23 protein-coding genes are annotated in these 26,553 nt (G+C 55.9%); 12 read left to right on the forward strand and 11 right to left on the reverse strand.

The genetic code is table 11. The features are described 5' to 3' along the window. Positions 1–19 precede the first annotated feature (19 nt). The 7 genes from can to F1E05_RS17755 all read right to left on the reverse strand — a co-directional run bounded on the left by can (position 20) and on the right by F1E05_RS17755 (position 15,453). Positions 20–652 carry a carbonate dehydratase gene (can, locus tag F1E05_RS17725; protein ID WP_150050827.1) on the reverse strand — a complete coding sequence of 211 codons (633 nt, stop codon included), beginning with the start codon at positions 650–652 and terminating at the stop codon, positions 20–22. Between the two features lie 146 nt (positions 653–798). Next, positions 799–2,313, reverse strand: coding sequence for a complex I subunit 4 family protein (locus F1E05_RS17730; RefSeq protein WP_150050829.1), 1,515 nt, complete (start codon positions 2,311–2,313; stop codon positions 799–801). Next, a complete protein-coding gene (locus F1E05_RS17735; protein ID WP_150050831.1) occupies positions 2,306–3,847 on the reverse strand; it encodes a complex I subunit 4 family protein in 1,542 nt (513 codons plus the stop codon). The genes F1E05_RS17730 and F1E05_RS17735 overlap by 8 nt, the downstream gene beginning before the upstream one ends. Next, entirely contained in the window at positions 3,844–5,421 is a 1,578-nt protein-coding gene (locus F1E05_RS17740) for a proton-conducting transporter transmembrane domain-containing protein (RefSeq protein WP_150050833.1), read from the reverse strand. Before F1E05_RS17740 ends, F1E05_RS17735 begins: the two co-directional genes overlap by 4 nt. Before the next feature lie 7 nt (positions 5,422–5,428). Then, the gene (locus F1E05_RS17745) at positions 5,429–8,614 is read right to left on the reverse strand and encodes a DUF2309 domain-containing protein (RefSeq protein ID WP_150050835.1); all 3,186 of its coding nucleotides are present in this window, start codon (positions 8,612–8,614) and stop codon (positions 5,429–5,431) included. Next, the gene (locus tag F1E05_RS17750; protein ID WP_150050837.1) at positions 8,611–10,083 is read right to left on the reverse strand and encodes a complex I subunit 4 family protein; all 1,473 of its coding nucleotides are present in this window, start codon (positions 10,081–10,083) and stop codon (positions 8,611–8,613) included. Before F1E05_RS17750 ends, F1E05_RS17745 begins: the two co-directional genes overlap by 4 nt. Before the next feature lie 159 nt (positions 10,084–10,242). Then, on the reverse strand, positions 10,243–15,453 hold the full coding sequence (locus tag F1E05_RS17755) for a RecQ family ATP-dependent DNA helicase (protein WP_150050839.1): 5,211 nt from the start codon (positions 15,451–15,453) through the stop codon (positions 10,243–10,245). 281 nt (positions 15,454–15,734) lie between these two features. Between F1E05_RS17755 and F1E05_RS17760 the strand changes: the two genes are divergently transcribed. Continuing rightward, complete coding sequence (locus tag F1E05_RS17760) at positions 15,735–16,079, forward strand: hypothetical protein (RefSeq protein WP_150050841.1); 345 nt, start codon at positions 15,735–15,737, stop codon at positions 16,077–16,079. 111 nt (positions 16,080–16,190) lie between these two features. Here the strand turns inward: F1E05_RS17760 and F1E05_RS17765 are convergent, their stop codons facing one another. Continuing rightward, a complete protein-coding gene (locus tag F1E05_RS17765; protein ID WP_150050843.1) occupies positions 16,191–16,496 on the reverse strand; it encodes a hypothetical protein in 306 nt (101 codons plus the stop codon). A gap of 387 nt (positions 16,497–16,883) precedes the next feature. Between F1E05_RS17765 and F1E05_RS17770 the strand changes: the two genes are divergently transcribed. From F1E05_RS17770 to F1E05_RS17805, 8 genes are all read left to right on the forward strand, one after another. Then, entirely contained in the window at positions 16,884–17,255 is a 372-nt protein-coding gene (locus F1E05_RS17770; protein WP_150050845.1) for a hypothetical protein, read from the forward strand. A 77-nt stretch (positions 17,256–17,332) separates the two neighbouring features. Further along, complete coding sequence (locus tag F1E05_RS17775; protein ID WP_150050847.1) at positions 17,333–17,857, forward strand: glycine zipper family protein; 525 nt, start codon at positions 17,333–17,335, stop codon at positions 17,855–17,857. A gap of 39 nt (positions 17,858–17,896) precedes the next feature. After that, a complete protein-coding gene (locus tag F1E05_RS17780; protein ID WP_150050849.1) occupies positions 17,897–18,139 on the forward strand; it encodes a hypothetical protein in 243 nt (80 codons plus the stop codon). Between the two features lie 261 nt (positions 18,140–18,400). Next, positions 18,401–18,877: a hypothetical protein gene (locus tag F1E05_RS17785; RefSeq protein ID WP_150050851.1), complete on the forward strand. Its 477-nt coding sequence runs from the start codon at positions 18,401–18,403 to the stop codon at positions 18,875–18,877. Positions 18,878–18,988: 111 nt separating this feature from the next. After that, entirely contained in the window at positions 18,989–19,540 is a 552-nt protein-coding gene (locus tag F1E05_RS17790; RefSeq protein ID WP_150050853.1) for a hypothetical protein, read from the forward strand. A gap of 83 nt (positions 19,541–19,623) precedes the next feature. After that, positions 19,624–20,100: an SWIM zinc finger family protein gene (locus F1E05_RS17795; RefSeq protein WP_150050855.1), complete on the forward strand. Its 477-nt coding sequence runs from the start codon at positions 19,624–19,626 to the stop codon at positions 20,098–20,100. Positions 20,101–20,169: 69 nt separating this feature from the next. After that, positions 20,170–20,670, forward strand: coding sequence for a hypothetical protein (locus tag F1E05_RS17800; RefSeq protein ID WP_150050857.1), 501 nt, complete (start codon positions 20,170–20,172; stop codon positions 20,668–20,670). Between the two features lie 139 nt (positions 20,671–20,809). Further along, the gene (locus tag F1E05_RS17805) at positions 20,810–21,067 is read left to right on the forward strand and encodes a hypothetical protein (protein ID WP_150050859.1); all 258 of its coding nucleotides are present in this window, start codon (positions 20,810–20,812) and stop codon (positions 21,065–21,067) included. 459 nt (positions 21,068–21,526) lie between these two features. Here the strand turns inward: F1E05_RS17805 and F1E05_RS17810 are convergent, their stop codons facing one another. Continuing rightward, a complete protein-coding gene (locus tag F1E05_RS17810) occupies positions 21,527–22,138 on the reverse strand; it encodes a fused DSP-PTPase phosphatase/NAD kinase-like protein (protein WP_150050861.1) in 612 nt (203 codons plus the stop codon). 37 nt (positions 22,139–22,175) lie between these two features. Continuing rightward, the gene (locus F1E05_RS17815) at positions 22,176–22,937 is read right to left on the reverse strand and encodes a hypothetical protein (RefSeq protein ID WP_150050863.1); all 762 of its coding nucleotides are present in this window, start codon (positions 22,935–22,937) and stop codon (positions 22,176–22,178) included. A gap of 1,512 nt (positions 22,938–24,449) precedes the next feature. On the opposite strand from F1E05_RS17815, the gene tnpA reads away from it, so the two are divergent. From tnpA to F1E05_RS20335, 3 genes are all read left to right on the forward strand, one after another. Continuing rightward, positions 24,450–24,737 (forward strand): IS66 family insertion sequence element accessory protein TnpA, encoded by a 288-nt coding sequence (gene tnpA / locus F1E05_RS17820; RefSeq protein ID WP_150050865.1) that lies wholly within the window; start codon positions 24,450–24,452, stop codon positions 24,735–24,737. Beyond that, the gene (gene tnpB / locus F1E05_RS17825; RefSeq protein ID WP_150050867.1) at positions 24,725–25,075 is read left to right on the forward strand and encodes an IS66 family insertion sequence element accessory protein TnpB; all 351 of its coding nucleotides are present in this window, start codon (positions 24,725–24,727) and stop codon (positions 25,073–25,075) included. The genes tnpA and tnpB overlap by 13 nt, the downstream gene beginning before the upstream one ends. Positions 25,076–25,159: 84 nt before the next feature. Then, complete coding sequence (locus F1E05_RS20335) at positions 25,160–25,309, forward strand: hypothetical protein (RefSeq protein ID WP_190303184.1); 150 nt, start codon at positions 25,160–25,162, stop codon at positions 25,307–25,309. Between the two features lie 20 nt (positions 25,310–25,329). On the opposite strand, the gene F1E05_RS17830 is transcribed toward F1E05_RS20335, so the two are convergent. After that, positions 25,330–26,462, reverse strand: a protein-coding gene (locus F1E05_RS17830; RefSeq protein ID WP_197737386.1) for an IS3 family transposase whose coding sequence is annotated in 2 segments (ribosomal slippage) — positions 25,330–26,201 and positions 26,201–26,462 — 1,134 coding nt in all. Because the reading frame shifts where the segments join, the coding sequence is not laid out codon by codon here. Positions 26,463–26,553 lie beyond the last annotated feature (91 nt).

A 26,553-nucleotide genomic window follows, 5' to 3' on the forward strand; every position in this document is an offset into this window, starting at 1 on the left:
TTAAGTAGCAAACCTGGCATTAATCGGTATAGCGGTAGATCGAACTGATCTGGGCGTTATGATCCAGTTTGATCAATTCGCTCAACAAACCGTCGTGCAAACCGTACACCCAACCGTGCAGAGAGGGTTTGTGGCCGTGCCGCCAGGCGTATTGCACAATGGAAGTATGCGCCAAGCGGTACACTTGTTCGATGATGTTCAGCTCTATCATGCGGTCCATCTTTTTTTCCGCCGGCATGTATTCCAATTCGTCCTGGTGCAAACGGTAAATATCTTTGATGTGCAACAACCATTTATTGGTGATCGCCAGATCCGCCCGTTGCGGTTGTAATGCCGCCTTGACGCCGCCGCAGCCGTAATGCCCGCAAACGATGATGTGTTTTACCTTCAATACCGAAATCGCATATTGCAAGACGCTTAAACAATTGAAATCGGTGTTAATGATTTGATTGGCAATATTTCGGTGCACGAAAATTTGCCCGGGCTGAGCGTTTACCACGGTTTCCGCCGGTACCCGGCTATCCGAGCAACCTATCCATAAAAAATCCGGTCGCTGCTCTGCGGCAAGATGGCTGAAAAAACCGGGGTCTTTTTTACTGATCTCTTCCGACCAGGCTTTGTTTTCCAATAATAGCTTTTCAGGGGCGTGCATAAGGAACTCCTTGTTGATATTCAAGAAATAGACGGACTGCAAAACATTCGGTTCAACCCGCGCACAGTCATTATATTATCGATTCGATATTATTAAAGCATTTCTAAAGCCCGCCTTGGCGAAACGGCAGACTGATTGGAATACGGTTAAAGTAACGGCTTGGCTGTTGCGGTGAGAATTTGCGTATGCTGCGGCTGCAAACGATGCGTCCAAGCCGTCAGTGCGGGAGCTTGTATCGATAGCAAATGCTGCGGAAACAAGCCCAACCACAGCACCAACAAAGCGGGCACGGCCAATATCGCCAACTCGCGGGACAACAAATCTTCGCCATTCTGCACAGCTTCGCGCACCACCGGCCCGAATAAGCCGCGCCGGATAAAACCCAAGCTATAGGCCGCCCCGACCACTGCGGCAAACAATACCGGCACCGCCAGCACCGGAAACGCCTCTACCGTTGCCCATAGCAACAACCATTCGGCCGGAAAACCGTTGGTTCCCGGCACGCCGATAGCGGATAAGCTGAACAATATGAACAGGGTCGCCAACCGTGGCATCGGTTTGGCCAAGCCGCCCAGATGCAAAATATCGGTACCGCCCAAGCGCTGCTGAAGCATGCCGGCCAGCAACATCAAAGCCGCAGCCGCAACCCCGAAATTCAACATTTGCATTAATGCACCCTGCAGACCTTGCATATTGCTGGCCGCGATCCCCATTAAAACCAAGCCGACGTGGCTAACCCCGGCATAGGCCAGCAACCTGCGCAGATTGCTTTGTTGCAACGCAATCAAGCCGGCATAAATCAGCGTCGCCGCCCCGACAATCGCCAACAACCAGCGCTGCTCGCCGGCTGCGTCCGGCGCTAGCGGCATGGCAAACCGCACGATACCGTACAAACCTAGTTTCAAGCCGGTCAACAGTGCGGTGATCTGGGCGGGCGCTTCGAAGGCTACGCTCGGCAACCAGGTATGAAACGGCGGCAACGGCGCTTTAACGGCAAATCCCAACAGCAACAATGCAAAAATCGAGCGCTGCAGGGAATCGGACAAGGGCAAAGCCAAAAGCTGCGGTAAGCTAAAACTCAAACTGCCGGTAATTTCCGCATGTTGCAATGCCAGCAATGCGAATCCAAATAACAAGGGCACTCCGCCGAACAGCATGTATAAGGTGTATTTCATCGCCGCGTAACGGCGTTGCGCCCCGCCGCCCCATAAGCCGATCAGGAAAAACAGCGGCGGCAGGGTCAATTCCCAAAACAAAAAGAACAGCAACAAATCCAGTGCGGTGAAAATGCCCAAGGTCGCCGTTTCCAAAGCCAACAGCAAGGCCAGATGAAAACGTTGCAGCGTCGTCACCGAACGCCAGCCCATGGCTATGGCCAGCAAAGTCAACAACGCGGTCATCGGCAGAAACAACAAGGAAATGCCGTCCACGCCCAGCAAATAATGCACGTTCAAAGCCTCTATCCACAGCCGATCTTCCAGCAGCTGAAAACCGGCCTGCTCGCGCTCGAACACTGCCACCACAACCAGCGTCAGCAGCAACTCCAGCGCCGCGACCGCCAACGCCAATGGCTTGGCCCGCTCGGGTTTGCACACGGCCAGAAGCAACGCTCCGCCTAGCGGCCAAAACACGCAGATTGATAGCAAAGGCAAGTTATTCATGGTCGGGGAGATTGCTGTGGTGCCTATGATGTTCCGGATAGTGTTCGCCGATTTCGCTGGCTTCCTGATCGATGTATTTGAGCCAGGGGGTGGTGTAAAAACCGGTAGCGATCAACAAACCGCACACGGTCAGCGCAATCAGCCGTTCTTGCAAAACCGGGTGATGGATGCTGCTGTAAGGCTGTGCAAAACGCCGCCTATGGGTGATAAACAGACGTTGGAACGCCCACAACAAAAACGCCGCCGCCAATACGTTACCCAACAAAATTGCGATGGCGGTCAACCAGCCGTGTTCTTCTATCACCCCTTCGATCAACAAATGCGCCGCATCGAAACCGGGAGTACCCGGCATCACCATGGTGCTGAGCGCCGAGATCAAAAACAACAGCGCAATCGCCGAATTGGTTTCGAACAAGCCGCCCAAGCGCGGCAAGAACGAGGTGCGGGTGCGTTCGTAAATCAAGCCTATGCTGAACAGCATGCCGGCCGTCGCCAAGCCGTAAGCGACAGACAGCAAGATGCTGCCTTCCAACGCAAAATCGTTGAACGAAAACATGCCGATGACCAGCATCCCGGTATGGCTGATCACCGCAAACGACAACAAACGGCGCATATTGATCTGCATCAGCGCCAACACTGCCCCGTAGAAAATCCCGATCAAACCCAAGGTCAGCGCGAAATGCGCCCACTCCTCCGCAGCACCGGGCACCAAAGGCAAGATAAAGCGGATCACGGCGTAAATGCCCAATTTCAAGCCGTGCAGAAAAATCGCCGCGCTGGCCGCCGTGCCGTGCTCGGCCAGGGGTGGCAGCCAGGCGTGAAACGGAAACAGCGGCATCCGCACCGCAAACCCGAAAAACAACAGGATGAAAATCAGGGTCTCATGCGGAATCGCCAATTGATGGTGCTTCAGCGTCAGCCAGTCGAAACTCAAGGGCAAACCGCTGTCTGCCAGCCCGAAACTCAATAGCAGAAAGCCGGCCAAACTCATCGCCAAGCCGGACAACCAATATTGCAGCACGGTTTTAATCACTTGGTTGCGCCGCATGCCGGTACCGGCGGACAGGGTCAGCAACACCACCGGCACTAACTCCATCAAGCACCAAAACCAAAATTGCAACACGTTCAGCGCCACGAACGCGCCGATCAATACCCCCTGATATGCCAGCACGCACACCACGAACAGCCGATCGTGCACATGGCGGGTAATGGTGGTGTAGATCAGGGTCAGCAAACCGACGATAGCCGCCAAAGGCACGAACAAGATGTTGGTCCCGTCCACCCCGGCGCGATAAGCCAATCCGAAAATATTCCAACTTTCCGCCAAATGAATGCCGGCCGCGTCGGCGTCGAACACGCTCAGCAAATACAGACTCAGCAACACGTTGGCAACCGCGCCGCCAAAAGCAATCCTGAAGGTTAAGGCCGGGCGGGCCAACAAGACCGCCAGCGCCGCAACCAGCGGCAGCAGGGTCAAACTGCTCAACAACGGAAAGGCACTGGCGGCCGGCCAATACACAATATCGGTCGTCATCCCGGATACCCCGCCGCGGCCATCAAAACGATCAACACGAACAACGACAAATAACGCGGTTTCAGCAACAAGCGCTCGAAGCGGTTGGCGGCCCTGCCCAAACGGCGCCCGAACCGAACCGAATCGCGCCCTATCCCGGATAAAATGAAGCGGTACTCGAACCAATTCAACACTGCCGCGCTCCACTGCGCCAACTTGCCGGCAATGCCGCTGCCTTGCGCAAAACTGTCCTCATCGCTTTCCAAATTTGCGCCCATCCGCCGCTCTTCCCATTGCGCCAGCGAAGAAATCGCCCTGATCGTCGGGGCCGGCATCCCCAACGCCGGGTCTACCCATTGTTCGTCGAAATAGCGCATGTCGGCACCTAAGCCCTGCACCGGTTTGACCAGCACCGCATCCACCGCCGGTTCCAGCCAACCGCGCTGCAGAGCGGCTAAAAATCCAAAACGCCAGTCGTTTAACGACGCATGTACCGGCTTGACCGGACGGGCACCGGTAACGTGCAAAATCGAAGGCGCGCTCAACAGCAAATAGCAACGCACCACCGCGTGCGCCGCCATGTGCCAGGTCGCCACTTCCCACCAACCCAGACCGCATTCGGCAAACATCACCCCCAATTGAGCGGCGGCCGCATAGGCTTGGGCGCTTTTGACGTCGGTTTGCGCCAAGCCTACCCAGTAGCCGTACAGCGCCGTCGTAGCGCCTACCGCCAGCAACAACGCCCGGGCGACCGGGGCGTGTTCGAACATGGCTTGCAACTGTATCAACAAGAAAACCCCGGCGTGTATCATGACTCCACCATAAAACACCGCACTGGACGGCGTGGGTCCTTCCATCGCTCGGGCCAGCCATGGGGTAAACGGCACTTGCGCGGACTTGGCACAGGCGGCCAACGCAAAGCACAAAGCCAACAGATTGCCGTCTTGCGCGGCTAATTCCGCACTACGCGCATTGATCTGCGCCCAATCCGCGCTACCCAACCACACCAAAGCCAGCGCGATACCCAACAAAAATCCGCCGTCGCCGACCCGATTGGTGACAAAAACGCGGGTGGCGTTGTGCGCGGCGATAGGCCTGTCGTAGGCGTAAGCGATCAACAAATACGAGCACAGGCCGGCCAATTCCCAACCGACGAAGGTAAACAGCGCATTCGCCGACAGCACCAGCAGCAACATGGCCGCGCCGAACAGATTCAACAAAAACACGAAGCGGTGAAACCCGGCTTCCCGGTGCAAATAGTTGACTGCAAAGCGCATGACCAGCCACAGCAACACGCTAAAAAGCGCGGCAACGGCCAAATTGAACGGGCGAACTTGCAGTGCGAGCGCGATACTGACCTTGCCGGACTGCAGCCAATCGGCGAAATGCACGGTTTCCGCAGTCGTCCATCCCAAAAACAAAGCCAAGCACCAAGCGACCGACAACAAACCGCTTAAACTTAAAGCCGCCACGCCAAGCCCACTGCTGGCCCGTTCGCCCGACTCGCCGGCAACGATGCGAAAAAAATGCAAGCCGCCGATAGCTAGCGCAGCCAGAAAAGGACATAAAGGGATTAACGCAATCCAAGCGTTCATGGCGATCTCAGCAAACGGTAGGTTGTTGAATCAGCAGAGTGGCAACCGGGCCGGTTTCCTCGCGGTAGCAATCCGGCGAGGACGCGCGTACCGGCAACTCGCCGGGCTGCGGCTGCCAGGCGACGAAACCTCGGCCGCGTTCGAACACCTGGATGGCGCCGTCGTCCGGATCGATGGCGCTAAGATGCAGCCAACCGCCGCCAACCAGCTCTTGCAAGGCGGCTTGACGGGCGTAAATTCGTTCCAACACCTGGGTTTTGGCTTCCACCACCAACTGCAAGCGCATCGCTTCGTGAATTTCTATCATTTGCCGCGGTAAACCGGTCCGCAAATCGCTGGCCGCACCCTCCATCACCGCGAAAAACCCGGTCGGATTGTGCGGCACCTTGGAACCGCAGCCCAAGCGTTCGTTATTGACCGTGGAAAAATAGTATTCCAGATTAATGCCGGCGCCGACCGGACCGACCGCCAACAATATGCCTTCCAAAATACTGCCGTCCGGATCTTGAGTCGGATCGTAGGAAATCAAAAACAGCCGCCTGTCGAAAAACGCGCCTTGGCTTAGCGCCCGCCGGCCGACCAAGGCCGAGGCGTTGGTGGCGTGGCCCAGCTCGGGCCGGGCTTGCGAGTAATCGGCCGTGCGCTCGAAAAAATGCCGCAAGGCCTGCGCCGGCTTGGGACGGCGCGGCGCGGAGGCCAAACGCCGGCAGCGCTCGTGGGCCGACATCTGCCGGGCGTGCTGCATTTCGGATTGGAAGCGCTGCAGTGCCGGGCGGCGTGCGCCGGGCACTGCATCGTCGTCGTACCAAGTCAGTTGCTCGTTGCCGGTATTGTGCTCGGCACCGACGAACCAGGTATCGGCCGGAATGTTAATCCCGCGCTCGGCCAGCAAAGCCCTCACCTCGGCGCGATTGGCCATCGCCGCGAACAAGCGCGCATTCGGCCCGCCGTGACGGCCGCTGCAAGCCCCGCAATCGTAAGCGGCCAGATGCGGGTTGTTCTGGCTGATGGACCCGTGCCCCATCAACACAACCAGCTCGGCAAACCCGTAGGTCAAACCGGTATTGCGCAAAAACCCCGCAACCCGCTCGGCTTGCTCGCGGTCGGTAAAGCCGTGACGGGGATGCTCCGGCGTCGCCGGCAGGCTGGGGTCCTTGGCGTTGAACTCCAATCGGGACGCCACTTGCGGATCAAAGCGGTCGAGCAGCGCATCGACTAAGGCCGCCTGTCGCGCCGGAGCCACGCCTTTCAGCAGCAGATTCAGCAGCGTCAACGGGGCGAGCGCATGCAGCAAGGGATAAGCGACCAATACGTGCCGACGCAAGCCGTGGAACACCGCTTCGGCAATTCGCTTCACCCGGAGATTTGCCCGCCGGTGTTTAGCCAACGCGACCTCCTGCCCGGCCTGGCTTGCCTCGTTTACCTCGTGCGCCGGAACCACTACCACCGGACATAGCGGCGTAGCCTGGCTATCGTCCAGACCGCGATAATTCATGGGCACCCCGAAAAAACCGGCGGCCCCCAGCGTTTCTATCGCCGGATTCAATTCTTCCAAGTGGCGGCGAATGCCCTCTTCCCGGTCATCCATGCAGAAAATAATCTGCGCCTGCGGCCGGGCGTTGCGTTTGGCCCAACGGCCGCGCCCACGGTTGGCATGCAGAGCTTGCAGCAATTGCTGGCGATAATGACGCTCGTAAGCGGTCAGCCAAACCTGACTCTGCCGAGCCGGATCGAATTGTTCGATCGTCTTAAGCCAATCCAGCAACTCGGTTGGCGCGATTCGACCGATTTCCGCAGCGCTCAACTCCAATGCCCGGCACAATCCGAATGCGCGCCAGCCGTGGTCGCACACCCCGAGTTGGCCCGATTGCGCAGATCCCAACGGACTGCGCCGCCAAGTCCAAATCCTTTCGGCCAACTCCTGCCAAGCTTGCTTGGGCGACGCCGAGGCCAGCAAGGCTTGGCCGGCTTCCTGCAGATATTCAGGCAATTCGCCGGCAAAAACCGCTACCCGCACACTGAATTCCGCCGGGTTTTTGTCGAAATAGCCGCGCAACTTGTCCAGTCTGGCCGAATGCCGCCATTGCTCTCGGCACAGCGGCTCCAGGTAGAGCCGGTCCAAGACCAGACGTAACGCCAGATAATCCGCCAAGCGCGGCGCGCCGACCGCCCCGCGCCGGTAAGACGGATGGGTTTGCCGCCAATTGATCAAACCGGACCAACCGGGCAACTCCAACGCCAGTCGCTGCAGATAGGTTTCCCAGCGTTCGCACGGAATCGCCATGGCTTGCAATTGCTGCACGATAGCGGCTACGGGATCGGCCGGCAATTCGGCGATCAAATCGCGCCAGCCGGACAATTCTTGCAACGTCGCGGACAGGTCCGTTCCGGCCGACGCCAACCAGGCCGAGTACAAGCCCTGCTCGCCCGCCGGCAGCTGCCAAGCCGCCATGCCTTCGTCCAGGGCAATAGCGCACCAGCGGATCAATTGCGGGCGAACCTGCTCCAGCGCGTCCGTGCCGGTCAATGCCTGCAACAAGCCGCGCATCGTCAATTCCCGCCCGACTTGCGCGAATAGGCTATCGATTTCGCCGCCAATCCGCCGCTGCATTTCGGCGGACAACAGCGCGCCGCTATCGCCGCTCCACGCTTGCGCCTGCTCGTCGGACAAATCCAACAACTGCTCGGGGTGCAGATCGGGAGGCTGTAGATTGAGTAGCGCCAACACCGCTTGCCACACCTGCTGCTGTTCGGGGTCATGACTCAACTTTTGCTGCAACTGCCACGACAACCGGTTGGCCGGCAGCGGCGTCAAATCGTGCAATAAGCCGGCCCGGTACAAATCGCGCCGGCTTATCGACTTTTGCCCTAACACGAATAACGGCGCCGGTTCCGATAGCATGCCGGCTTGCCGTAACGCGGCATCCAAATCGCTATCGTCTATCCGCCCTTGGGCGTAAAACTTGCGAAATTCCGTAGCGGGCAAATAGCAATCGATCCCGGTTAACGCCTGAAATTCGGCCAAGGCCTGTTCGAACGGCAAATGCTGAAAGCCGTGCAGCGTGTTGTGGTGCACGAAATCGTGTATCGGCGCCTGCCCCGGCAGGATATGATCCAAATGGGCGATGGCATTCAACACATAATCGCGCAGTTCGGCCGTTTCCGGCCCATGCGGCTGAACAGGCGCAGTCATGGCAACCGCTCCCCTATCACCTCTATCATCCGGGCCACGGTGGCGTCGGATATAGCGATCAACGGCGACGGCAACAAACCGAAGCCGACGATCCCGACCACCAGCGTGCCGGAAGCCAGCCACTCCATCGGTTTCAAGTCGGCGATCTCACGCATCTGCGGCTTGATCGGGCCGGTGAACAGCAAACCTATGGTCCGCATCGCATAAGCGGCGCTAATCAGAATACTGAGGCTGAACAACGCCATTAGCGCGCCCCATTGCTGCAATCCACCCAGCAGCGTATGCAATTCGGCGATAAAACCGACCGAGCCCGGCAAACCCATCGCGGCCAGCAGGGTCAACGTCGTCAAGGCCGCGAATCCCGGCATGACTTGCACTAAGGAGCTGTAATCTTGGATGTTACGGGTGTAAGTACGCTCGTACAGCAAACCAACGAGCAAGAACAATGCCCCGGCGATCAAGCCGTGCGCGGTCATTTGCAAGATGGCGCCGCTAAATCCGGCCGGATTCAGAGTGGCTATGCCCAGCAGCACCACGCCCATGTGGCTGAGGGAGGAATAAGCGACCATGGCTTTTAAATCGGCTTGACGCCAGGCCAGCAGACCGCCGTACAACATGCCGAACAAGGCAAGAAACACCAATACGGGTTGCAAAAGCTGGGCGGCTACCGGCAGCATCACCACGGTCCGCAACAAACCGTACGCGCCCATTTTGAGAAGAATGCCGGATAGTAGAATGCTGATAGGACTGGGGGCTTCGACGTGGGCCAAGGGCAACCAGCCGTGCAAGGGGAAAATCGGCATCTTTACCCCGAAACCCAACAAAAAACCCAGTAGTACCAGCACTTGCTCTACTATCGGCATGTTCTGCGCCGCTTGCCCCATAGAGGCCATCAACGAACCTTGATGTTCCAAATCGTACTGGCTGACGGCCAACAGGCTCAACAGCATGAACACCGAGCCGCCCATGGTATACAGGACAAAATTCAAACTGGCCGCGTGGCGGCGCTTACCGCCCCAGCGGTCGATCAGGAAAAACAGCGGAATCAGCGTGACTTCCCAGAAGATGTAGAACAAGGCCCAATCTTGAGCCATGAACACGCCGAGCATGCCGAATTCCAGCAGCAGAACGCAAATATGATACCCCTTTGTATCGTACTTGACCGAAAAAGATGCGAACAAGGCGATCAAGGTTAACAAGCAGGCCAGCACCAACATCGGCATGGACAAACCGTCCACGCCCAAGGCATAGGCGCTGCCGAGTTTGGGATTGAGCGGATAGAACTCGCTAAACTGCATGGCGCTGTCGCCGGCATCGAACCGATACAGCAGCAGACAAGCCAGCAACAAAGCCAAGGCAGCGAACGTCTGACTGACGCCGCGAACGACCCCGGTGCGCTGCGCGGAAACCGGCAGCAACAACAGCGCCCCAACGGCCGGCGTCCACAGCAAGCTACTTAAAATGGTCATGTTGAAATATCGACAATAGTACTGGTCGACATTTTAATAGCATTTGGTTGAAATAAGCCAATTTTATATGTCAATGGTTTATATAAACCAAACTTTAGATAACACACAGAATCAGCCCCGCACCAGTCGCCACCACCCCGATCACGCCAACGGCGTATCTCAGTCATCCAGCTGATATTCCAGCTCCGGCAGCACCACTTCCCAGCGCTGGCAGCGCAAACTTTCCGAACCGTCGCTCTTGACCTGCCTCGCCAAAATGCCGGCGACGCGGACGGCGGCGATAGTGCCGTGCGGCGGCGTAAAGGCCTGAGCCATGCGGGCAACCGCGGTACCGTTCGCATCGGCCAGCTCCCAACCGGACTGGCCGTCGCCGCGCGGACGCAGGACCAGCGGAGTGCCGTAGTCCAGCGCGGCGATAGCGCGGTGGACGGGATGAGCGGCGGCGAAGTAACCGGGCCAGGATAATATGACGTGCTCCGGAGTAGCCTGCCACAGGCGCCGTTTTACGTCGGCCACCTCGCTCGCCGCTTCGATAGACCTGCTCAGGCACAGCGGCGCGCAATCTTCGACAAAGGCGTGGCGGCCGCCGGTGCGCCGGCACAGCGTTAAGGTCTGGCGGGCACGGGTCATCGCCACGTAAAATAACCGGCGCTCGTCGTCGCCGGTTTGCTGCCAGCCGTCCGCATCCAAAATCAGCACGTGGTCGAATTCCAAACCCTTGGCTCTATGGGCCGTCATCAGCAATAACGGCGCGTTCGGGCCGTCGGCAAAGCGGGCTTGACGGCCGCTGCCGAATTCGTACACGGCTTCGATCAGATCGGCTACCACCCGCCGAGAGGCCAACGGCCAACCGCTGCCGGCCGCACTGTCGCTAGGCAGGGTTTCGCTATCGGCGATGAACTGCGCCAGCATGGCCCGGTAGGGATGTTGCAGCGGTTCGTGGACCGCTTGCCGGTAGCGGCGGCGAAACCAGCGCGACAGTACACCGCAACGCAGCCACAGACGCGGCCGGCCGTGGCGTTGCCGATTCAGCAAGTCCAACAGCAGCGCGCCTTCGCGGGTCGTGTACAAGGCCGGCAAGTTTTCTTCGCTGAGCAAGCGCGCCGGAATGTTTTGCCGGCGGCACAACGCGGCCAATGGCTCCAACGCCGCCCAATGCCGGGCAATCACGGCACAGCGCCCCCAGTAACGCACGCCCTCGCCGTACTGCACAGCCTGCAATCGCTGTAACTCGGCCAGTGCTACCGCCAGCTCGGCGCCGGCTTGCGTCGGCGTTAGCAAAATCTGCACCCGCCCGCGGGCAAGCGGATCCAGCACCTCAAACGCACCGCCGTCCGCCTGGTCAGCGCGGGCATGGTCGATGCGGATTTTGCCATCGTGTTTCATCCGCTGCCGCGCCTTGGCGATCACTCGGTTGGCACACGCGATGATGTGCAGGGTAGAGCGGTAATTTTCCAACAGATAATGGGTCGTGGCCTGGTAGTCCTCGGCAAAGCGGCGGATAAAACCGGCATCAGCCAGATTGAAGGCATAGATGTTTTGATCGTCGTCGCCGACCGCCATCAACGCCAGCTTGTCGTCGGCCGTTTGCACCCCACGCCCGGCCAGTGCGCTGATCAATTGGTAATGGTCGGCGTTGATGTCCTGATATTCGTCGATCAATACGTGACTCAAGCCGGCCAACAACCGATCGCGACGAAGCGAAGCACCGTTGGCTTCATCGACGTCGGCCCCGCGCAGCAGCTCGGCGGCGCGCTGGAACAACAACTGGAAATCGACGCTCTCGCCGCGCTCGGCGGCTACCGCGCAGCTGGTACCGGTCAGGCGCAGCGCCAAGGTATGCAGGGTTTGCACGGTGACTCCAGCCCCATCGGCGCCGGCCAAGGCACGCAAGCGGCCGCGAATTTCCGCCGCAGCGGCCCGGTTATAGGTCAACACCATGATCGCATCGGCCGGCACACCCGCCTCGTGCAGCAACCAGGCGACACGATGGACGATGACCTTGGTCTTGCCGGAACCGGGACCGGCCAACACCAACAGATTGGCGTTTGCCGGCGCGGCAACCACGGCTTGCTGCTCGGGATTCTTCAAGTCGACCAGAATGCGGCGGTGCGCGGCTTCGCTGCCGGCCATCGTCAATATGTCCTCGCGGCCGGCGAAATAGCGCCGCACGAATTCGTCACGCTGCAGCGCGAAGTAATCGACGATAAACGCCATCGCCGCTTGAAGTTTACCCAACGCCAGTTTGGCGTATTCGCTCATCACGTGAATCTGGATGATTTTGTCGCGGTAGTGCAGCGCCAGCTCGGCGTAATCGGCATTTTTGAACTGGCGGCGACGGGCGTCCGGATTCAGCCGGATATGCATGGCGGAGCGAAACACCGCCTTACCGCGCGCCAAATGCAACACGTCGTTGGCATCCAGGTACAACAGCGCGGCGGCTAGCGCCAATTGCCAATCGGCCACATCCAGGTCTTGCAAGGTCGCATCGTGTTGCAACGCCGCCTCCAAGGCTTCCTGCCGGCACACAATCAGCAAATTGTTGCCCTGGCGCAGATTATCGAAACAAGCCACCAGGGCCTCAGCCACCCGGCGGCGCTTGGCGCAAATGACCTCGATCTGCCGCCAGTCGCGCTGCAATTTGACGTAGCGGTAATCCGGACCGCCGGGGCGCAAACTGAAAAACGCCCGGCGGGCGCCACCGAAGGCTTTGTCGCCGAACGGCTCGGCGAAGGCTTTCAGCAAACGGGTCAGCCGGTCCGGTTGCAAGTCCACCCCGGCATCGCGCCGCAAGCTATCGCATAAACGCCGCACATGCAGCAACTGCCATTGCTCCGAATCGGCGTCCGGCGCCGCTTCGCGCAAGCTATCGATCAGCGCCCGCTCCAGCTTGGCCAAATCGGTCAGCCGTTGCCGCGTGTCGGGCTCGCGATAGAATTGCACGCCGATTTCCTGGTCGTTGGACAGCAATTGAAAGCCGGCCAGTTCATGCAACAACTTCTGCACCTCGTGCACGGGCCGGCCGGTGGCCAGCATCAAATCGTCGGTGCTGATGCCGGCGTCGTCGCCTGCGCTCAGCAGTTCGGTCAGAATAGCCAGATAGGGGCCGGGATCGGCATGCGCTTTCAACTTTTTCGCCAATAGGGCTTTGGCTTCGTCCAGACTGGCGACCCGAAAACTGCCCGGAAACACCCGCACGTGATTTTCCTCGCGCTTGAGCAAACGCGCCTCTTCCAGCCAGGCCACGGCGATGCGCACCTTGGTATCGGCGTCGGCGGCGTCCGGATCGATGCCGTGTTTGTCGGGGATTTCCAGCAGGATCTCACCGCTGCTGACCACCAGCTTGCCTTCGGCGCGCTCTTTGTGGTCCAGACTGCGCAAGGCCTTCAGGATGGCGTAAATGTCTTTTTGGCTGAGCCGCGAGTTGCGCAGCAAGCGAAATTGCACCTCCATGTCGGCCTCGTCGAACAGCAGCACGCAACGAGCCGGGTCCTGGTCGCGGCCGGCACGGCCCGCTTCCTGCAAATAGTTTTCCAGCGAGCCCGGCGTATCCAGGTGAATGACCAGACGCACGTCGGCCTTGTCCACCCCCATGCCGAAGGCGTTAGTGGCCGCGATGACCCGCAATTCGCCGGCAATGAACGCCTCCTGCACCCGGCGCTTGTGCTCCGGCAACATGCCGCCGTGGAAATAGCCGCAATTCAAACCGGCCTGGGTCAGAAATTCGGCGGTGTCTTCGACGGTTTTTTGCCGGGCGCAAAATACGATGGCACCGCCGGGTTCGCGCAACGCCTCTTCCAATAAACTCAAGGCCGCCTGCTGTTTACCGTTTTGCGGCACGGCGTGCACTTCGTAGCTCAAATTCTCCCGGCTGACCCCGCCGACCAAACAAGTCAATTCCAAACCTAAGCGCTGGCGGAAATGGCCGACGATGTCGGCAACCACGTCCGGTTTGGCGGTAGCGGTGAAACAGAACACCGGCGACGGCTTGTCTTTTTGTCTGGCTTTGACGAAGCGCGACACGTACAAATAATCCGGGCGAAAGTCGTGACCCCATTTGGACAGGCAATGCGCCTCGTCGAATACCCAGCAGGCAATGTCGCGGTAGGCCAGCGCGTTGGCAAAGGCACTGCTGCGAAACTGCTCGGGCGCAACGAAGATCAACCCCAAGTCGCCCAGACGCAGCTTGTCCAGCACGGCGCGCCGCTCCAGCGGATTGAGCAGACTGTTCAGATAGCCGGCGCAGGTAATTCCGCGAGCGTCCAGATTGTCGACCTGATCCTTCATCAAAGATTGCAGCGGCGAAATCACCACGGTCAGCCGGCCGCTACGATAGTACCTCGCCAAGGCCGGCAGCTGGTAACACAGGGACTTGCCGCCGCCGGTCGGCAGAATCGCCAAACTCGGCCTGTCGGCCAAAGCGTGTTCGACGATGGTTTGCTGCAAAGAGCCGCCGTCCGCGGTCGCCGGCGTTGGTCTAAACCTGCTGATGCCGGCGAAATAGCGCGGCAGCAACTGTTTCAGATCGTGCTGCTCGGCGCACCAAGCGCATTTCGGATCGCCGCAGGGTATGTCGCGCAGCTGGTTAATCAAGGCTTTACTTTGCGGAAACCGGATGCCGACCCATGGCGGCAACACCGAATTGCCGCCGGCCAGCCGCAACCAAGCCAGCACGTAGGCTAACGGTTTGCGCATATCGGCATCGGCCAGGCCTTGCTCGGCGATTGCCCGTTGCGCCGAAGCGCACACCTTGCCGGCCGTCGCCGCCAGCCAAGCCGCTTGAGCCTCGGTCAAACTCGGCCGCTCGGCATGCCGCAGGCCGGCAAAAAAACCGGCCGGGCCGCGGCCGTTTTCCGGCGCCAGCAAAAAATGCAGACACAACATTTCCTCGGGCTGTTCGGCTACCCGTTGCAGCAAGGCCTCGCGCTGGTCCAGAAACAGCTCAAAAGCCAGCTCCGCGTCGCGCACCGGATCGTTGCGGGTGGTCGTGCACAGTTTGTAATCCTTGACCAGCCGGTGGTAGGGGTTTTGCGGAAAGGCCACCGGCGACAATTCCAGCGTATCCACCAGCGGCAAACCGTGTAGAGCCAGATTCGGATGCAGTAGCGACAGGGCCGGCTGGTCGAAAGCAATCACGTTATGACCCAACACAAACGCCGCACCTTCGGCGATGTGATCCAGACGCTGGGCGAAATCCCTGGCATTGCCGGAGATCCGCAGCCGTTCGCCGGTATCCGGGCGGAAGGCGCCGACCTCGCGCAATTGCAGATTGTTCTGCCGCGCGGTTTCGATGTCCAGGCACAAGCAACGGGGTTTGAATATGGGAGCGGCAAACGCCGTGGATTCCGGATGTAACGGCCGATTAATCATGTGCTGATTTTAGAGTAATCGGCGCCGCATGAGCCAACGGCCCTCATCCAACCGGAGACATTTTTTCAGCGGGCCTTGCCACGCCAGTGATTGCGGAAGCGATGCCCCGGCCGAGACGCAAGTGGCGTTACCTGCGACTTCCTTTCATTCGCCGGGGCGGCGATATCGCGGTTTCATGATCGTGAAACCGCCGGTTTGCCGGCTATCCGGCGGATTTTTTTGCTTGTCGCGGCCTTGGAAAAGCGGTTACAAATGACGGCTTTAAACTATAGGAGGAACGCATGAAAACCAAACTGCGCATTTTAACCGTCGCATTCGGCGGATTGATTGCCGAAGCGCAAGCCGGAAGTCTGCACAACGGCACCTGGACCCCTTCCGGCTGCGGCGAACGCCCGCCGGCGCCGACCGTCAACGGCCAAAGCGTGGAAGACTTTAACGCCAGCGTCGCGGCGATCAACGACTGGCAACAGCGTTCCAAGCCTTATTTCGAATGCCTGATCAAAGAAGCCAACGCCGACAACAACGCTATCGCCGATTCGGCCAACAAAGCTCAAGACGACTTTCGCGCCAGAGTGCAGGCTATCGCTGCCGAAGTCGACGCCGCTAAACAAAAATTGGAAAAGTAAAGCGCGGCCGCTTGCGGATAACCCAATGCGTTCGGGCTGGACTCGCTTTACAACTAACGGAACCCGCAAGCCGCGGCCTGCGGGGGTTCTGTAGACGCCAAGCGAACAACCTCAATCGCAATCGGCCGGCTTGCCGGTTTGCCGGCAAGCGTTTCCATCCGCCCCGCTATCGGCAGGGCCGGACGAGCGACCGGTACCCACCGCGGTGTTGCCTATGCGTATCGAGGTACTGCCGTCGTCGTGGTAGATCGAGCTGCCTATCGCCGTCCCGGTCGAACCGTCCGAACCGTACACGGTATTGCCCATCCGGATGTAACTCGTACCATCGTCGGAATACAGCGTGCCGCTCGAAGTCCGGTTGCCGTCCGCAGCCGCGACCGTCGACACAATGATCAGGAATAACATTAAGCGTTTCATACTCTCCTCCTGCCGCTGGTTCGGCTTTGTAAATCCCGCTATTACCGGCGTTAGAAGCAGGTTTGCCGCAAAAGTTTACCGGCAAATCGGCCCGTACCGTTCTTAGGCGAATAGCATGGTACCCCGGGGAAGGCGCGGCGTATAGCGGCGGAACGTCGCTCCGGCTTGACTTTCGCCTGCACGAACAACATGATTGCAACAGGACCTGGCGGCGGTGCCGCCGTGCAAACCTGCCGGGGCGGCTTCGCAACCACCGGGAGCATGGGCGAAGGGAAGACGAGGAATCGTTCCCGCACCGCTTAAGCAAAGCTAAAGAATGGTTTGCCAAGCTAACCGAGAGACACTAGCCGTTGTTCAGTTTCCAGGCGCCCGCCAGGGGGGTGAAGCATGAAATATCGATTATCATTAGCCGTAACCGTTTTAGCGGCATGCATGGTACACAGCTCGGCGGCGTGGCCGCACGGCCGCGGCGGAGGCTGGGCCGGCCACCATCACCATGGCGGACGTTTCGGGTTTTACGTGGGCTCGCCGTTTTTCTCCGATCCCTTCTATAGCTGGAGATTCGGCTACCCCTATTCGTATTATCCGCCGACTATTATTACCGTACCGTCACAACCGCCTGTATATATCGAGCAAACGCCGACCCGGCAGTACCCGGCGGGCTATTGGTATTACTGCGATAACCCGCAAGGCTATTATCCTTACGTAAAACATTGCCCGTCCGGCTGGCAACCGGTGGAACCCACCCCGCCGCAATGAAACCGCATATAAGCCGGCGTTGTTTGGCCGCAGGCTAAACGGAACGATGGAATACCTCATTTTTAGGGAGAACTGCTATGTTGCGCTATTCAATGATTCCAGTAATAACCACCGCCTTACTACTCGGCGGCTGCGCTAGTTTGCCGGACGGCCCCAGCGTAATGGCGCTAGCCGGCCACGGTAAAAGCTATGAACAATTTCGCAGCGACGACTATGTCTGCCAGCAATATGCCCTGATGCAAGTGGGCGGCGTAACCCCCAATCAAGCCGCAACGCAAAGCGGACTGAGCTCGGCCGCAGCCGGTACCGTAGTCGGCGCGGCGGCCGGCGCAGCCTTGGGCGGCGGCACGGGCGCGGCGATAGGCGCCGGAACGGGATTGGTAACCGGCAGCGCGGTAGGCACCGGCATGGCAAGCAGTTCAATGTCCGCCACCCAACAACGCTACGACATGACGTACATCCAATGTATGTACGCCAAAGGCCACCGGGTGCCGGTAAACGGGCAGTTTTCGGCGCCGCAAACGCCCAAACCGATTTCCGCACCTGCAGCCAACCTTCCGCCGCCGCCCGCCGGCACGCCGCCCGAACCGCCGTCGCAGTAACGCCGCCCGCACCCTTAGTCAATTTTCAGCATCCTCACTGTGAACGGCCTGCAGCAACGCTCGATCCGTATAGAGCGGCCGACCTTGGCCCTTAAGTTAATCGAACAAGCCTGGCGCCTAAAACTCGGATTGGAACAAAAATTCGCACAAAACAACGCCGCTTCGGATATCGGCCAAAGCGGCGTGTCGCGCTTGCCGCAACGCAAGATCGATCAACTCAGCCACCTGCACACCAAAGCCCACATCCGCTACCTACGTCGCCTGCAAGGCATTTGGTATTAACGCGGCCCGGCATTGGAATTTCCGATAGGCTAAGGATTTGGTCAAAAATAATGCCCCTAATTGATAACAGTGTGATAGAGCGAATAAATTCGCCCCCTACCTTATAAAACAAGCTATCAACGAAATCCCGGCTTTGCGGTGATGTGAAATTGTCGGCACGGTGGTATCGTGTGCAGCGCCGATTGAATTGGAGTAGCCGCACGCCTCCCACAAAGCCTTGTTGCGGCAAAACTACCCAACCCTGCTAAGTTTCGATTCGCCATGCTGCCTAAAAACCTAGAAGAACTCAACGAAATCCGTAGCGAATGCTACACGATGGTCACCACGCGGGCCTCCGTCTCGGCCGGTTCGTCCTTGCTTCCCACCCCCGGCATCGACATCGCGGCGGACGTCGCGATATTGATGGAGCTCATTCCGGCGATTAACCGGAAATTCGGGCTAAGCAGCGAACAAATAAAGGGTTACGATCCTGTGACCAAACAAATCGTTTTTCAAGTCGTTAAAGGCGCCGGACTGGCCATGATAGGCGCGGAAGTCACAAAAACCGTCGCCATGCAAACCCTCACCAAAGTAGCCGGGCGCACAGCCGGAAAGCAAGTGCTGAAATTCGTACCCATCATCGGTTGGGCGGCCAACGCTGCGGTCGGATTCGGAGCCATGAAATTTGTAGGCAATTCGCACGTGGACGACTGCTACACCGTCTGCAAAAGACTCATTTCGGTCAAAAGCCTACCGTAACATGCCTGCCACTCTCCGAAAACCGGGGACAAGATTGAGCTCAAGCGATTTCCGCCCGTTCTCTCCCGCCCCACGCAACCTAGCTCAATCGATGCAACCACCCTCCGGCCTATGAGAACCTGGCGGATGCTATACGACATCGCCGGCAACGACCGCACCGATTTCACTCCGTTTTTATATGTCGCCGGCGCCATGTTGCTGCTTGCGCTACTGTTTCAACTACGCGCGCACCGCCGCCGGCAGAGCTCCGGCAGCGCCAAAGTCATCGCCGTATTTGCCACGCTGATAGGCGGCTTGGGTTACGGCATCAATACCTGGGATCAACAACGCCTGATCGGCAGGCTTTCCGGCGGCGACTATCTCATCGCCGAGGGCCTTATCGCGAACCACCAACAATGGGAGCAAGAACTAGCGCGCGGCAAAGACGGCCGGCGCCGCTATGACCGTTGGGAAATCGTTTACGTCGCCGGCATCGCTTTTATCTGGTCCCCCGGCGCGCAAGAACCGGCGTTTACCAACGCACAGCAGCCGCCTATCGACATTCGCGACGGTCTACCGGTGCGTATATCCTACGTGGAAGACGTGGCAGGCGAAGCCCATCAGCGCCGTATCCTGCGCTGGGAAATAGCCGAACCTTTCGGTGGCCAGGCCGCCGCGCCATGAGGCACAACGGCCCGCTTTGCAAGCCTGTGGTCAAATCAGGCGCATACCGTTAGAATCCGGCAAAAAATCACTTGCCCGGCATCATGGATAAGCAACTTTTTCTCTACGACACCGAAGGTTTGCATCGGCTTTGTTCCGACGAGTTGGTCAAGCAAGGCTTGCGCTATTTCACCGATAACCGGGTTATCGGCGTCGGCGTCAAAGACGGCAGCCTGGAAGCCCAAGTCGAAGACGAAAACGGCGAACAATATTGGCTGAGGTCATACGAAGCCGATGAGCGCTTGGAGGTGGACTGCGATTGCCGCTCGACAAACGGTATGTGCGTGCATGCCGTCGCCACACTATACGCCTACGCCGATCAATATGCCCCTATCGAATCCGGCAGCTTGAACAGCGCTTTGGACGAAGCGATTCAAGAACGCATCAAAAAAGGCCGCAACGAAGTCAAGGTCAAGCTGATCAGCGGCAATCCGGGTTTCGGCACTTGGCAGGCAAGCTCTTTAGTATCCGCCAGCCATTGGCAGCGCTCCTACCAAGTGCACATTCGCTCCTTGGATTAGCGCGTCAATTATTGCACCTGCCCGGATCTGGCAAGCAACCGGCTGGGCACCTGCAAACATATCGAAGCGGTGCTGCACTTTGCCCGCAAACATCGCGACCATCAGCGCTTAAAAGCCGCCGGCTGCCCGGTGTCCTTCGTCTACTTGGCCTGGGAATCGGCCACCCTGCCTATTCTGCGCTTACAGCGCCGTCCCGATTTGCCGACGGACTTAAGCACACGGCTGACGGAGTTTTTCGATGAGCAAGACCGCTTTACCGGCCGACTTCCGGAAGACTTTTACCGTTTGGAGCAGCTGGTCTACGGCCGCGACGATTTCCAACTCGGCGACGATGCGAAACGCTATGTACAGCAATACGCCGAAGACGCGGCGACTGCATTACGCGGCCAGGAAATCAGCCGGCAAATCAAGCAAAGCAACGGGATTTTGCCGGGTTTGAAAGTCAAACTGTTTCCGTACCAAGTCGACGGCGTCGCGTTTTTGGCCGCGCGCGGCCGGGCGCTATTGGCCGACGACATGGGATTGGGCAAAACCCTGCAAGCATTCAAACCGCCTTCGGAACGCGCATAGAACGCATTCTAGGTAAGGCCGGCGGCTTGCTGGTCGTGGTACAACATTGGCAGGATGACGACGAAAGCACGGCGCAAAGCCTGTCCGGCAAGCTACCCGCACTTGGCGCAGCCTGCAACGCTTGGGTGCGGCGTCGCCGTTGGCCGCCGGTCAAGCGCTATACGAAGCTGCCGCCGACGCGCCTATTGCCAATCCTTTGCACGCCATAGCCGCACAAAAACTGCGTTCCGCGCAAGTCTTGCTGGAACAGCAATACCCGGCCGGCGTAATGGATTTGCTGGCGGCGGCGTTAATCGCCAAAACCGCCACCGAAGCCACCGTCTATAGGCAGACATTGTGCCTAGCGGCCTGCTTACGGCCGAACAAGCCGCCACGGTATTGCGCATCGCCGCCTTGAGTCTATCCGGCCAACTCGATGAAAGCTTGATCCGCCAAGCGGCGGCGGATTGCGCCGCTTGGTTTGCCGAATCCTAGCCAATATGGGCATCGAGCGTTAAAGGTCCGGCAACGCGGCCAGCTTAGGCGGAGTGAAGAGAAAATAAGGCTATTTGCATTCTGAGGTTGGGATGAAAGCCACTGGGATGTAATGTTAAGTCCAGTTTGGTTAGGTTGGATTTCAGTGCGCGGAAAATCCACCGTTTGGTAGGGCAGGATCGTCTTGTCCCGACCCAAAGCGGAAGTTCGGGTATTTTTCTGGAATGTCTGGTTTTAAATCGAAATCGGCCAAGTATTTGACAGGGTCTACGGCCGAATAAACGATATAACTCTGAATTATCGACAACAACAAAATGAGATAATTAATTTATAAACTGATGGAAAAATTGACAAGTATATTAATCTAGAAATAGTTGGCAGACTACTCGTGCCGCCATTTTTCACAGTTGCTAATTTCAAATTTATCCCAATACTCTTGAATTCCTGGTAAAAATAACCTATGAAAGGTTCCAAAACCATTCATAACCATCTCATTGTATGCATCTTCTTTGCTGTAACGATCATGACACACACGAAATAAAGCTATAATCAAACCAGTACGATCCCAGCCGTTTTGACAATGTACATAAATAGGCCAGTTCTTACGATTCATTAGAGCTTTCATTGCGAAATTAATTTGACTATAAACAGAATTATTGATTGCGTAATATAAATCACTAGAATCTATTATTGTCAGTACTAATTTAATTCCAAGTTGATTTGTTGTTGTTTTTTCAGAGCCTAATTGCTCTGAGTTTAGTTTGATAATGGTGTTAATATTTTTTTCTTTTAAATATTTAAATCCATTCGGATTTGGCTGCCCCCCTCTGTATATTTCGAAATTATTGACAATTAAGTAATCCGGAATTCCAACTTGATTTTCACTTTTTGTAAAAGATGATCCAATTATAGGCAATCCAACACCTGCACAGCCCGTTAACAAAATAATGCCAATTAATGCTAAAACAAAAAATCTATCAAATCGCAAAGCCATATATTAGGAAAATAATTATATGCATTTTATTAAACTTTCATCTATCAAGGTTGTACGCTGGACATCCATCTATGTAAAAGTTTTCGTTGTTTTTTGATGTATCATTCCAATATTTAGGTTGCCACCAGCATCTTTTTGTATCATGCATTCCGCCATGCGTAGTAGGCTGAGATTTTTCGTCAAACGCAAATACTTTAAATGTCATTTTTATGCGTGCTTCTGATGGAAAAGAGTTTTTTGCTATTGCTATATTTTGCCATTTACCCATTGTCATATCAAACACAGTGGGTGGATCTGTATAGTAAGAATCAATCCACTCTAACAAACTTCCGGTCGGCCCAAAGCCGCCAAGGGTGTATTCTCGAGCTTCGGCTTCTGGGTCAAGACTTAGGTTATAAAACTTAATGTTGTTTTCCCTCTTTAATAAAGGTATTACAGAGTTTTCGAAATCATGAATACTGCATGCTGCCGCCATATAAACTATTTCTTCATATGGTAGATTAGGAAAGGCTCTAAGAATTTCATTGGCAATTATAGTTCCCATGCTATGACCAATAAGAGTAATTTTGTATTTTTTATTTGGATTTATAATCTCTATTTTTTCTATTTCTTTTTTAAGTGCGCGTAAAAAAATTGCTAAATCTCCTTTACCGTTGAATTCATTTGATTCACTGTCAGAAAGTTCATTAATTTTCTGTGCCTCAAATTCATTGCTGCTTCTTAACAACATCTGGGTTCTACGAAGCATATTCACCCAGGCGTTTTTTCCAAAGGAATCAGCTGGCAAGACTTCAACCAACTGTGCAAGAAAACTTGGTACAAATTTTAATACACGTGGTAATTTTTCAGCGAAAGTTCTTTCATGAGATTCACAAAGTATTTTCTCAAGTCGCTCATCCGGTTCGCATTTTTCAAAATTCTCAGTGAACTTTGTTTTTACTAATCTGGCTATGTTTTTTTCAAGTGTCGAAGGCGCGCGTCCAATAGCTTGAATTGCATCAGATAGAAAATAGAGCGGAGCGGTTGTGATACCGCGAATATCACTGACTTCGTTTCCTTGTCTAACATGAAAAATTTGATTAGAGTACGTATCTAGCCCTTCCGAGTGCCAGTTGATGAAAATAGGAAAATATTTGCGTCCCTCGTATTTTCCATCACCTTTATATTGGCTAATGAAGTATGATTCCTCTATGGCTCTTCTACGACTTTCTTCTGGAGAATTTAAACCGCCATGAATAAAAATTAGTATATTAGTTATGTCTTCATTTTGATAAAATAATTCGTCAATAATGTTTTTTGCGTGAATTGAAATAGTCTCTTCATTGAATGTATCTTTTTTTTCTTAGCCTGATCATATACGCTACATAGCTCACTCTCTGAATATAATTCTATTGGCTCATAATGACCATAATTATCGACCGTAATGAGATGGTTTTTAATTTTTTTTATTCGGGAATTCGTTATTATACAATTTTCTACGCTATTAACAGGAAATAATGGCTCTAACTCATTATTTGCACCTATGGTTTTCATATCTGAAAACGGTATACTCGATGAACATGAAGATAAAAAAATAATACAAGCTGGAAGACTTATATTCCTTGCAGTGGTAATTAATCTCAAAAAAAGAATTTCAAATATGCGTTGGGCTATCATTTGTTCTACCCCCAGCTCATCATTTCATTGTGCAAAGTCGGATATCTTAATAGCTCTATGGTCGCTGCTTTTTTTACTAAACGTCAATAGGAAACCTCTGAAAAAATCGCGCTTCGCGAGTAAAATGAACAGCAGCTAAGCGTCGGATCGATTGGGCAATCCGTTGTTGGAATTAGAAACACCTGTGTATCGGGAAGCGTGTTTCGTCAGTTACTGGATCGGGTTCGAGTTAAACCTCGCAAATCGTCAGCTGACTGTAAGCCTTGGCATGGGATTTTGATGTTCAAAGCGTGCCTCACCCATTGATAATTCCCATAAGTTGGTGCGCATATACACAGTCACCGATGCCTGCGTCCACGACTCCCGGGCATTGAACGATTTGCTTGAAAGCGACAACACCAATCGTGATGTGTAGAGCTACAGTGTATACAGCTCCGAAGGCACGGAAGCCGGCCTTAGAGGTAAGGCTAACTCGCACCCGGGTTTACCGCAAAAGGGGGAGCGGCAAACCGCTGATTGACCGGGAAAAACAGGGTAACAGCACTCGATCCAAAACAAGTTGCCGGGTCGAGCACGTGTTGTAAGCAACCATCCGTTCCACATGTAAAAAATAAACGTCCTGCGGCATCCTGTGATTTTTTGACCAGGAGAAGTAATGGCGATCACATCGAAGTGGCTTCAGCATATTGAAGCATGGCAACGTAGCGGTCTATCGCAAGCCGAGTATTGCGCTGAGCAGCAGATTAACGTCCGCACGTTCACGGCGCGGCTGAGCGACTATCGAAAACTACCAGCGACAGTATCGTCTGCACTGATACCGGTGCAGGTTGAGCCTGCGCCAACTGCGGCGATTGTCTTTACGCATGCCCAAGGTCATCGCTTGGAATTACCGGCTTCCGTGTCGGCGAACTGGGTCGCTGAGTTGTTGCGATGCCTGGCTTGATCGACACACCGGCGCAGATTTGGTTGGCAGTGGCGCCAGTCGATATGCGGCGCGGCCTGGATGGCTTGTCGGCCATCGTTCAGCAGAACCTGGGGCATTCGCCTTGCGCCGGATCGGCCTTTATCTTTCGTAATCGAGCTGGCAACCGCTTGCGGCTGTTGCTGTGGGATGGCAATGGCGTGTGGTTGTGCCAGCGCCGTTTGCATCAGGGCAGTTTTATCTGGCCCAAGGCTGACGACCAGGTGTTTGCGATCAGTCAGTCGCAGTGGCAATGGTTGATTGCTGGCGTTGATTGGCAGCGGCTATCGGCAAAATGCCAACCCGATTGGCAGGTCTGAATCGGTGTAAAATCGATCTTCAAAATTCCGCTAAAACCCATTGCTATCAAGGCTTACAGAGGGGATTGCGGTATAATAACCGCCATGAATCCACTCGTTAAACTCGATCAATTGAACCTGGAACCGGCTGCCAAAACCGAGGTGGCGGCACTGATTCAATCGCTGATCGAACAGGCGGAACGGGATGCCAAGAGAAGTGGCCCCATTGGTTTGAACAAAAAATCGATGATTTAAAGTGAAATCCCTGCCATGGTTTAAGCGGCCAACTTGAGGGTTGGCAACCCATCGTGATACACCTGATGCGGCGTTTTTCGTTTCAAACTGGAATGCGGTCGTTCGTGGTTGTACCACTCGAAATAATCCAGGATTGAAGTGCGGGCTTGGCCGACGGAATCGTAGGCATGCAGGTAAACCCGCTCGTATTTGACCGATCGCCATAGGCGCTCAACAAAGACATTATCCCGCCAAGCGCCCCGACCGTCCATACTGAGCAGACAGCCCTGGCCTTTCACGGCATCGACAAACACCTTGGCGGTAAACTGGCTGCCTTGGTCGGTGTTGACAATATCCGGCCTGCCGTAGCGCTTAAAAGCCTGTTCCAGCACGTCCACCGCATGACAGGCTTCCAGGGTAATCGCGACCTTGGCGGCCAGGACTTTGCGCGTGGCCCAGTCGACGACCGCCGTTAAATACGCGAATCCTTTGGCCAGTGGGATGTAGGTCGTATCCAGCGCCCAGACCTGATTGGCGCGATTGATGGTCATGCCGCGCAGCAGGTAGGGATAGATTTCATGCCCCGGCGTCTTCTTGCTGGTATTGGGTTTGCAGTACACTGCTTCGATGCCCATGGTCTTCATCAAAGTCTTCACATGCTTGCGGCCGATCTGGATGCCTTGCAGATTCAGCTGATCCCGTAACTGGCGTGCGCCCATGAACGGGTGCTTCAGGTGCAGTTCGTCGAGTCGGCGCATGATGTCTAAATCGTGCGCCGAAACCGGCTTGGGCAAGTAATACACGCTACCGCGACTGATGCCCAATAGCTTGGCCTGCCGACTGAGAGGTAATTTCGATTGACGGTCGATCATCGTTTTGCGCTCAGCCATCCCGCCTGGGTGAGCGCGCCTTCTAAAAAATCGTTCTCCAATGTCAGTTGACCGATTTTCGCGTGTAGGGCTTGCAGATCGACGGGGGGCGATTCCGGCTCCGCGGGCTTCCCAAACACCTCGGCGGCCCGCTCGCTCAGCTGCTTCTTCCAATCGACAATCTGATTTTGATGAACCTCGAATTCCTGGGTCAACTGCCCCAAGGTTTTATCGCCCGCCAAGGCCGCCAGGGCGACTTTGGCTTTGAAGGCCGGGGAATGTTTTCTTCTCGGTTTTTTAGACATCTTCTGCTCCGTTTCTTTGTCCTTTCGGACGATCAAAAGTAGCAGGGTTTTTCACTTAACCGGTTGTTCAATTTTTTGGGGCCAGCTCTAA

This window comes from Methylomonas rhizoryzae (genome assembly GCF_008632455.1).
In the GTDB taxonomy this organism is placed as follows: Bacteria; Pseudomonadota; Gammaproteobacteria; order Methylococcales; family Methylomonadaceae; genus Methylomonas; species Methylomonas rhizoryzae.

What these genes read in the sequence shown, in the direction of transcription:
- F1E05_RS17750 (WP_150050837.1), bottom strand. Translation starts at nt 10,083, where the DNA reads ATGACCATTTTAAGTAGCTTGCTGTGGACGCCGGCCGTTGGGGCGCTG.
- F1E05_RS17755 (WP_150050839.1), bottom strand. Translation starts at nt 15,453, where the DNA reads ATGATTAATCGGCCGTTACATCCGGAATCCACGGCGTTTGCCGCTCCC.
- F1E05_RS17790 (WP_150050853.1), top strand. Translation starts at nt 18,989, where the DNA reads ATGAGAACCTGGCGGATGCTATACGACATCGCCGGCAACGACCGCACC.
- F1E05_RS17760 (WP_150050841.1), top strand. Translation starts at nt 15,735, where the DNA reads ATGAAAACCAAACTGCGCATTTTAACCGTCGCATTCGGCGGATTGATT.
- F1E05_RS17765 (WP_150050843.1), bottom strand. Translation starts at nt 16,496, where the DNA reads ATGAAACGCTTAATGTTATTCCTGATCATTGTGTCGACGGTCGCGGCT.
- tnpB (WP_150050867.1), top strand. Translation starts at nt 24,725, where the DNA reads ATGCCTGGCTTGATCGACACACCGGCGCAGATTTGGTTGGCAGTGGCG.
- F1E05_RS17785 (WP_150050851.1), top strand. Translation starts at nt 18,401, where the DNA reads ATGCTGCCTAAAAACCTAGAAGAACTCAACGAAATCCGTAGCGAATGC.
- F1E05_RS17770 (WP_150050845.1), top strand. Translation starts at nt 16,884, where the DNA reads ATGAAATATCGATTATCATTAGCCGTAACCGTTTTAGCGGCATGCATG.
- F1E05_RS17730 (WP_150050829.1), bottom strand. Translation starts at nt 2,313, where the DNA reads ATGAATAACTTGCCTTTGCTATCAATCTGCGTGTTTTGGCCGCTAGGC.
- F1E05_RS17735 (WP_150050831.1), bottom strand. Translation starts at nt 3,847, where the DNA reads ATGACGACCGATATTGTGTATTGGCCGGCCGCCAGTGCCTTTCCGTTG.
- F1E05_RS17810 (WP_150050861.1), bottom strand. Translation starts at nt 22,138, where the DNA reads ATGGCTTTGCGATTTGATAGATTTTTTGTTTTAGCATTAATTGGCATT.
- F1E05_RS20335 (WP_190303184.1), top strand. Translation starts at nt 25,160, where the DNA reads ATGAATCCACTCGTTAAACTCGATCAATTGAACCTGGAACCGGCTGCC.
- F1E05_RS17775 (WP_150050847.1), top strand. Translation starts at nt 17,333, where the DNA reads ATGTTGCGCTATTCAATGATTCCAGTAATAACCACCGCCTTACTACTC.
- F1E05_RS17745 (WP_150050835.1), bottom strand. Translation starts at nt 8,614, where the DNA reads ATGACTGCGCCTGTTCAGCCGCATGGGCCGGAAACGGCCGAACTGCGC.
- F1E05_RS17740 (WP_150050833.1), bottom strand. Translation starts at nt 5,421, where the DNA reads ATGAACGCTTGGATTGCGTTAATCCCTTTATGTCCTTTTCTGGCTGCG.
- tnpA (WP_150050865.1), top strand. Translation starts at nt 24,450, where the DNA reads ATGGCGATCACATCGAAGTGGCTTCAGCATATTGAAGCATGGCAACGT.
- F1E05_RS17795 (WP_150050855.1), top strand. Translation starts at nt 19,624, where the DNA reads ATGGATAAGCAACTTTTTCTCTACGACACCGAAGGTTTGCATCGGCTT.
- can (WP_150050827.1), bottom strand. Translation starts at nt 652, where the DNA reads ATGCACGCCCCTGAAAAGCTATTATTGGAAAACAAAGCCTGGTCGGAA.